9 protein-coding genes are annotated in these 8213 nt (G+C 64.8%); all 9 read right to left on the bottom strand.

Annotated features, from left to right (window positions below; all coding sequences use genetic code 11):
* On the bottom strand, window positions 1–206 hold a 206-nt coding region (locus D6682_01925), incomplete at its 3' end, for a transporter (protein RMH52455.1).
* 166 nt (window positions 207–372) lie between these two features.
* A complete protein-coding gene (locus D6682_01920; GenBank protein ID RMH52454.1) occupies window positions 373–798 on the bottom strand; it encodes a hypothetical protein in 426 nt (141 codons plus the stop codon).
* Between the two features lie 79 nt (window positions 799–877).
* Window positions 878–1261: a hypothetical protein gene (locus D6682_01915; GenBank protein RMH52453.1), complete on the bottom strand. Its 384-nt coding sequence runs from the start codon at window positions 1259–1261 to the stop codon at window positions 878–880.
* 91 nt (window positions 1262–1352) lie between these two features.
* Complete coding sequence (locus D6682_01910; GenBank protein RMH52452.1) at window positions 1353–2372, bottom strand: 4Fe-4S dicluster domain-containing protein; 1020 nt, start codon at window positions 2370–2372, stop codon at window positions 1353–1355.
* Window positions 2373–2540: 168 nt separating this feature from the next.
* Entirely contained in the window at window positions 2541–3284 is a 744-nt protein-coding gene (locus D6682_01905; protein ID RMH52451.1) for a DUF992 domain-containing protein, read from the bottom strand.
* A 67-nt stretch (window positions 3285–3351) separates the two neighbouring features.
* Window positions 3352–4197, bottom strand: coding sequence for an outer membrane protein assembly factor BamD (locus tag D6682_01900; protein RMH52450.1), 846 nt, complete (start codon window positions 4195–4197; stop codon window positions 3352–3354).
* Entirely contained in the window at window positions 4082–5017 is a 936-nt protein-coding gene (locus tag D6682_01895) for a hydroxymethylbilane synthase (protein ID RMH52456.1), read from the bottom strand. Before D6682_01895 ends, D6682_01900 begins: the two co-directional genes overlap by 116 nt.
* A 440-nt stretch (window positions 5018–5457) precedes the next feature.
* The gene (locus D6682_01890; GenBank protein RMH52449.1) at window positions 5458–6564 is read right to left on the bottom strand and encodes a DNA methyltransferase; all 1107 of its coding nucleotides are present in this window, start codon (window positions 6562–6564) and stop codon (window positions 5458–5460) included.
* Window positions 6565–6570: 6 nt separating this feature from the next.
* Window positions 6571–7014 carry a hypothetical protein gene (locus tag D6682_01885; GenBank protein RMH52448.1) on the bottom strand — a complete coding sequence of 148 codons (444 nt, stop codon included), beginning with the start codon at window positions 7012–7014 and terminating at the stop codon, window positions 6571–6573.
* Between the last annotated feature and the right edge of the window lie 1199 nt (window positions 7015–8213).

Below are 8213 nucleotides of genomic sequence, written 5' to 3'. Positions count from 1 at the left end.
TCGACCGGCAGGTTGAGCGCCTTGAACGACAACTGCGGATCGGGCAGCGCGCCAACCTGCGGCGGCACGGCCGCCAGCGCCGCAGCGTTCGCATCGGCGGCGGCCAGCGCCGGATTCCGGGAGAGCACCAACCGCTCGGCCTCGGAGAGGGGCAACGGCGGCGGATCATCGCCACCCCCGGCCAGAGCCGGTGTGGAGAGCAACAACAGAGTAGCCGCCAGACCGCCCACGATCGGGCCACGGCTCGAAAAAACAGAATACATCGCATCACTCCCTGAGCTGGAATCGCCGGAAGACGAAAAGCCGGCGCGGCGCAACAACGCGCCCGCCACAGCCCGTCAACAGGGCTGCGGTATCAGCAAAAAGGGAGGATCAGATGCGGATTCTGGGAATCAGATGGAAAAGAAGCGCGCGATCGCCGGCAGAGCCGCCGGGATCGGGCAACACCGATGCGAGCAGCGCGCCAACCTGCGGCGCATCCCGCGCCACAACCGAGCGCGGCATCGGCAGCAGCACCCACGCCCCATCAGTCGGCAACGGCGACGGCGCGCCCCATGCCTGATCGGGCTGCGCGCAATGGAGGCAGGCACCGGCTTGATCGGACAGGTCATGAGAAGCGTGCTCCTTCGCACATACACCCATGCCCACCGCCTGGGAGGAAACATCACTCAGGCCGGCCCGATCCGCGGCATGGACGGCGGGCGTCATCAGGCAGAGGCCGGCCAACGCCCCCTGCACCACCAGCAGCGCTGCCAGCAGACGGGAGAGGAAGATCCGAGCCCTGGATGCGGCCATCATGGGCGCGACGCTCCGACGCCGAAGATGAATCGTCCATGAAGAGGGGCCTCAGGCCGCTTGCGATCGCACCGAGGCGGGCTCATTCGGCGGCGGCAAGCTCCAGCGGATCGCCGCAGTGCGGACAGTCGTGCCACTGCGGCAGATCGGCCTGCTTCTCCAGATCGATGGTGATCTCCCGCCCGCAGGCCGGACACCCCCCCGAGACATCCACCCCCTCGGCGGCGCGGTGCCATACGCGCCGTGCTGCCACCACCCCGCCGATGAGAAAGCCCGGCACCAGGATGAAGTGGGCGATCGGGATCAACACCGAGACGGCGGCGATCAGCCAGAAGAGCAGCAGCGTCCGGATCGCACGCATCCTGCGCTCCGCCTCGCCGAAGCGGTAGAGACGCATCACCGCTTCGCTGCGCCCCGTCCCTTTCTGGGACTGCAGCACGATCCCCTGTTGCTCCAACTCCGCCATGACACCCCATCACCAAAGGCCCCTCCATGGACCTGCCATCCACCGCCGCCCGAGACCCATCGCGGGCGCGATTCACCATCCCATCGGAGGGTCAACCGCCCGGGCCATCTCCCTCCTGCGCCACCAGCGCCAGCGGGCGCGGCCGCCGCGCGGACATGGCCGGCAGGGAGACCGCCGGCAGCATCGTGATGGCCGATTGCGGGCAGCGGGGCAGACAGATGGCGCAGCCGACGCAGGCGGCGGCGTCGAACTCAAGGATAGTCCCGGCGCCGAAGCGGCGCAAGCCCAAGACATCCACGGGACAACAGGCAACACACGCCCCACAGCCGTCACAGGCGTCGCTCACCTGGATCGACCCCAGCGGCAGCGGCAGGGAGGCGGGCACCGGCGTAAAGCTGGGATGCGGCCGCTCCAGCGCCCGGACGAAGAGCCGCAGGCGGAGCGGCGGACGGCGGCCATCAGCCACCTCGCACTCCTCCTCCACCTCCGGCCGACGGGCCGCGGCCACCACGGAAGCGGCACCCTGCGCCAGCGCCGGCAAAAGCCGCCGGAAGAAGCGGCGCCGTGTCGGCTCCTCCGCCCCATCCGCCCCCTCCACCGATCCCAGCTCCAGTCGGAGCACCATGCCGCGGCTAAGCGTCCGGTAGTGCTCCATCTGCTCCTGCACCACGCTGCCTCCGTAACGGCGGGGGCAACGGGCGCACGCCTCCACCCCGTGCAACGCCAGCCGTGTCACCCCCTCGGCGGCGATCACCGCCAAAGCCAGGGCATCCCAGCCGCCGTGGCAAGTGACCCGGGCATCACACGCCCCCTCCCCGGCCGCGCTGCAACGCACATGCAGCAGGCTGCGGCCGCGCGCCACCACCAACGCCGCCTGACGCCGCAGCCGGAGGAGATCCCAACCCTGATCCTGCCAGGCGTCGCCAGGACATCGCGCCACGCAGGCCATGCAGCCGGTGCAGCGCGCATCGTCCAACCGCGGCATCCCTTCGTCGTCCCAGCCGATCGCCTCGGCCGGGCAGACCTCGGCGCAGCTGCGACAGGCCGGCCGGCCGAACGGACGGTTGAAGCAGCACTCCTTCTGCAGCCGCGGCCGGCTGTTCACGCGCAATCAGAGAGGGGGAAAGAGAGCGAGCCCGGCCGGTGCAGAGCACGGAAGAGCCCGGGCGATCCAGCGCCGGCGCAACGCACACCCTGCGGCCGGCGACGGAGGCCGCAGGGACGGAAAAGCCCCATGGCGGATCCGGCCGCCATGGGGCTTCGCGCGCGGGAGCGGGCGCTACTTCTTGTCGGCAGCGCGATCCGGCTCCAGGTAGAGGTAGGTCAATCCCCCCTCGACACCGAAGCCCTTCTGACCGGAGATCGCCACGGGGTTGAGGGTGATGCTCTTGTTGTTGCCGCCGATCAAGGCATGGGCGCCGACCCCGACCCCCACCGAGGCGGAACCACCGGCACCGACATACTTGCCGGCCAGCTGATACTCGCCCTTCTTGAAGTCGGCCGCCAGCACCGTATAGGCGGTATGGGTCTGACGGTCGGCATGCAGGTCGATGCCCAATCCGACACCGGTCTCCCCCTTGTAGTGCTCGACGATCCCCTGGCTCGACTTGAAGACACACTTCACACCGACCGTCGAATGGATCAACAAGGTGAAGCTGGTGTTGGGCACCGTATCACAGTTGAGCACACCGATCTTGGCCCCCGCCGAGGTCTCCGCCGCCTGCGCGGGGGTGGTGGCGAGGGAGGCCGCCCCGGCCAGGGCGATCGCCACAAAAGAAATCCTTGCCTTGTTCCACATACTCCTACTCCTTGTCATGCATCGCAACACGTTCCTCCATGAACCATCTTCTGCCCGCCGCGGGTCGCAAGGGGCATCCCCCGCCGCTTCCCCGCATCCGATCCACGGGCGCACATCGCAACCGCGGATCCGCACGGCCCTCCGTGGCCGCGACAGCGGCTTCTCGCGAAGCCCTCCTCCTTGCGTTGGATGATCCGATTTGTTTTCGAGCGCCGGCAGCCGCATGCGCTGCCGTGCCGATCGAGGCCCAACGCTAGCCCGAGCCACGACAAAAAAAAGGGACCCGCAGCCGCTACCCTCCGGCCAGCGCCTCGGCCAGCCGCCGACGCCACCGGCTGTCGGGGTAGTTGTGCGCCAGAAGCTGCGCCACCTCTCCGGCGCTGTCGCGCAACCCCAACCGGTAGTAGCTCATCCCCAGCAGGTAGAGCGCCTCCTCGATCTGCGGCGAGGTCTGGTACTTCTCCAGCACTACCTGCGCCCGATTGGCCGCCGCGACATAGCGGCGGTGATCGAAGTAGTAGCGCGCCACGGTCAGCTCGTGGCCGGCCAACTCGTTGTAGAGCTGTTGCAGCCTGCGCCGGCCGTCCGCGGCGTAGGGCGACTTCGGATACTCCCGCTCCAGCCGGCGAAACACCTCGATCGCCTTCATCGTATGGGTGGCGTCGCGCTCGGGATCGGAGCGCTCCTTGTAGTGGCTCATCGCCAGCATGTACATGGCGTAGTCACGGTCGCGATAGGCCGGGTGCTGCTTGAGGAAACGCTCGGCCAGCACCTCGGAGAGGATCACCTCGTCGCCCATATAGGCGGCGTAGATGCGCAACAGCTCGGCCATCGGCGCATACTTGCTGTAGGGGTGTTTGGCGGTGAAGTGGTCGAGAAAGGCGGTCGCCTCACCGTAGCGCTTGGCCTCGACCATCCTCTTGGCCTTGTTGTAGTCGAGCTCCGCCTGCTCGGTCAGCGACGGCTTGTCGGTGGCGCAACCGGCCAACAGCAACAGCACCGCCCATCCGCATACAACCGCCCTACGCACCGCTCCCCCCCGCCGCGTAGACCCGCGCCAGGATCTCGCGCCCGCCGGCGTCGAGCAGCCGGTCGGCCAACCGGCGCCCCAGCGTCTCCGCCTCGCCGCGCGGGCCACGGATCGACTGGTGGAGCAGGCGGGAGCCATCCTCCTCGCCGATCATGCCGCGCAACAGCAACTCGTCGCCCCGCAGCTCCGCATAGGCGGCGATCGGCACCTGACAGCCCCCCTCCAACCGGGCGAGGAAGGCGCGCTCGGCCCGGGTGCGGTCCGCCGTCTCCGCGTGGTCGAGGCGGGCGACCAGCCGGTTGAGCTCCGGGCGGTCGTCGCGGCTCTGGATCCCCAGTGTCCCCTGCGCCACCGCCGGCAACATCAGGTCGACGGGAATCACCCCGTCCATGCGCTCCTCCAACCCGAGACGCCGCACGCCGGCGGCGGCGAGGATCACCGCATCGACCTCCCCATCCAGCTTCCGCAGCCGTGTCTGCACGCTGCCCCGGATCGGTACGCATCGCAGATGGGGGAAGCGCTGCTTGAGCTGGCAGATCCGGCGCAGGCTGGAACTGCCTACACGCGCCCCCGCCGGTAACCCCTCCAGCCCACATCCCTGCCGCGTGGCGATCATGTCGTGGGGATCGGCCCGCTCGGGGGTGGCGACGATCGACATCCCCGGCGGCAGTTGGGTCGGCACATCCTTCATCGAATGGACGGCGATGTCCGCCCGTCCGTCGGCCAGCGCCAGATCGATCTCCTTGGTGAAGAGCCCCTTGCCCCCGACCTTGGCCAGCGGCACGTCGAGAATCTTGTCCCCGCGGGTGGTGATCCGAACCAGCTCGGTGGTGACCGCCGGTTCATGCCGACGCAACAGCGCGGCGACATGGTTGGCCTGCCACAGAGCGAGCGGCGAACGGCGGGTGGCGATGCGGATGTGCAAGATGGATCTCCAGCGTTGACAAGTCGACAAGCGGCCGCCGGATCGCGACGCCGCCGCACGGAGGCGAAAAGGCTAGCCGGGCGCTTGATGGGTTCGCAAGACGGCGCCGCGACCCTCGACCACCATCGGCAACGATGACGGCTTCGCAAGAAGCCGGCATCCGCGACCAGGAGGGTCGCGCAAATCCGGAGGTTGCGCTTGCAACCGACGGATTTGTAAGGGGGATCGCAGACCGCGCTCTTCGATCCCCGTCGAGCAAAAAGTCCACGGACGGACTTTTTGCGATTCCATCAACGATGATCAGGCCGCAGGAAGTCCGTCCATGGACCGTTTGCGTGACGACAATCGAAGAGATCGGCCTTCGATCGCCCTGCAAAACAGCTCTTCCACGCGAGCAGCTCCCTGTTTTGCGTGGAATCCAGGGCCGCGACCGATGGCTTCTTCTATGGTACGACACCAATCATATTGAGTTCCATCTGACGACTGCGCGGCTCCGCGGCAATGTCCAAAAGCTCATCCGCGACGGGCATGCGCGACGCAACATAAACAAACTCCTTGTTTCGAAGATGGCTGACCCGTCCCACCTTTTCCCCCTGGAGGTTATGTATGCCGATCTGCGCGCCGACATACCGCTTGTAGTCTCTCTGGATGACGGCAAGATGGGCATTGCCATCCCAGAGACTCCCGAGCATGCATTGGATTTCATCTCGGGTGAGAAACCCCTCGTTATTGAAGGACACCACTACGACCGACGCCCGTACCCGCATCAGGAGTTCATGCATCGCCGCGGCGAATCGCGGCCGGGAGTTGAACACGCTGCGACGTCCCCGAACATCCACGCGCTTGCAGGCGACGCCGTAGACCTCGGGCTTGTCCCAACGTACTAATGTCTCCCAAACATGGTAGTTGCCCAGATAGGAGTGCTGGTTGTATGGCGGGTCGAGATATATTACGTCCCCTTCCAGACGGCGAGCGGCTTCCAGCGCGTCCATACAGAAACTCCGCCCTTTCCCCGCACGCGCCCGGGGGAGAACATTCGGAACACGCAGTTCCAGTTCGTTGTAGGATCGCGGTGCCCACTTTTTCAGATAGGCCATCTGGACACCGGTGGTGGAATCGACACGATCCGCCGCCTCCATCAGGGAAACGAGCACGACCGCCTCCAGTTCGGGGTCGAGTCCTTTTCTTGCGATGGCCTCCCGAATCGCGTCGATGCGTTCACCGTTCTTCGGCTGGAAGAAACGGGAGTGTATGCAGAATGTCTCGGTGAAATATCCGGGCGATCCACGGAGTTGGTTGAATTCCCGGATGAGTTTGCGCGCATCGTCCAGAACATCCTCTGCATCCGCCTGCACATAACACCTGGCGAGCACTTCGGCATAGGCGTTGTGGTCGTTGGCAAGAACACGATAGCCGGCCGCCTTCAGTGCATGGCCGACTCGGGACGTCCCCGAGAACAGGTCGACGACCGTCTGGCCGCGACCTGTGCGGCGAATCACATCCACGATGAGAGGTACGAGCTTGCGCTTGGAGCCGATGTATTTGATCACGAACCGCTATCCCTTCACCAAGGCACCATCGAACAGCCAAGCCAAAAGTTCATTCAGGAACCGCTCGTACTCGGGAAGGGTGCATGCATACCTCATTGTAAACCAGGCGAAGTTCGATAGACGATCGGCCTGCATATGGAAGCTCACGTGGTACTTGTTGCGATATCTTACGAAAGCCCCGTTTGCCAACACAAAGAAGGAACATCTGGTATATTGTGTTGCAACCTCGAGGTACTGCATTATCTGAAACGACAAGCGTTCATGCGCATTGCCGTCGATCCGATCCCCGGAGCTCGATTTGGCCGTCTTGTACTCGAGCAGGACCTTCTCGCGCAGAACACCATTCTCGACAAGGACGACGGTATCGTCGAAGATGGTGGCCAGCCGATCGTAGATGGCAAGGTAACCCTGCCCAGAGAACCGCCCGGAATCCGGGGCGTATTCGCGCACTGCATGATCCTCTCCCGGGAACCTCGCAACGAGGTCAGAAATCTTGAATCGAGTTTCCAACCATCGGGGACGTTGCCCGGAACATGACACCCCATCATCATGTGGAGCCGGAATAAAAAGGGACCGGCCACCGATCGTCAATTTGGCAAAACACCGAGTGCCTGGACCGCGCACAAGATCGTATTTGGCACCCGCATCCCGCGCGGCATCGCCGAGCGAGATCCACATTTCCCTGATGAGTTGTTCAAACTGTGCACCCTCACGGCGGGCTCCTGCTCCTGTATCCGCAACGCTGGCCCCTGCCTCGAACTCCTCCATATCCTTGAGAATGCGCCTGATAAATGGATTAAGTCGATCATTCGTCATATTCCACCTGGATGCTGCATAGGGTATTGAGACGAAAATATGGAGAAGGAAGACTGCCCGACGAATCAACAAAATCAAAACGACATGATGGTTTCGCAAGAAACCATCGTCGCGGCGTTGTCGTGCCGCGCAAAACCGGAGGCCGCAGACACAACCGACGGATTTGTAAGGGAACCGAAGGCCGTGCCCTTCGATTCCCGTCGAGCAAAACGTCCATGGCCGGACTGCTTGCGGTCTGATCATGAGCAGGCCCTGCAGACAGCGATCTGCAAGGCGGTGCAGAAGGGGCCATCCGCCGGGGGGCCTTCCGCCGGGCGCGCCACCGCGCATCGGCAGGCGCCCGGATCAGCGCTTGAGTTGCGCCAGCATGGAGAGCATCTGGTCGGTGGTGGTCAGGCTCTCGTTCATGCTGCGGGCGCCGACGATGATCCCCTTCATGCTCATGGCAACGGCGCCGCCGAGCCCCAGGCGCCGATGCTCGACGGTGCGGAGGAACAGATCGAAAACCAGGGACTTGCAAGCACTTGATCACGGTAATCGGCCCGGCGTTCGAGGCTAGGTGCATTCCTCCTCCAGTGGTGCGGACCATCGGACTGGACTTGGTGACAGGAGACCGCCCAGAATTGACTCATGGAACAGATGACCGTCCTTCGAGTCGTTCCGGGTTGGCCAACTCGTTGGTCAGTTCAACTTTCCCATCCCTTCGTCGCAACACACCGTTGCAGGATTCAGGTATGACGGCTTCGCAAGAAGCCGGCATCGCGGCCATGGACGGCCGCGCAAAACCGGAGCATGCGGATGCAAGCGACGGTTTTGTAAGGGGATCGAAGACC

Source organism: Zetaproteobacteria bacterium (genome assembly GCA_003696765.1).
Taxonomy (GTDB): Bacteria; Pseudomonadota; Zetaproteobacteria; order Mariprofundales; family J009; genus RFFX01.
Note: the sequence above shows the minus strand (reverse complement) of the source record. Positions and strands in the feature narration are given on the sequence as shown.

Excerpts from the sequence above, each read along its gene's own strand:
- D6682_01920 (RMH52454.1), bottom strand. The coding sequence starts at position 798 with ATGATGGCCGCATCCAGGGCTCGGATCTTCCTCTCCCGTCTGCTGGCA.
- D6682_01915 (RMH52453.1), bottom strand. The coding sequence starts at position 1,261 with ATGGCGGAGTTGGAGCAACAGGGGATCGTGCTGCAGTCCCAGAAAGGG.
- D6682_01905 (RMH52451.1), bottom strand. The coding sequence starts at position 3,284 with ATGCGGCTGCCGGCGCTCGAAAACAAATCGGATCATCCAACGCAAGGA.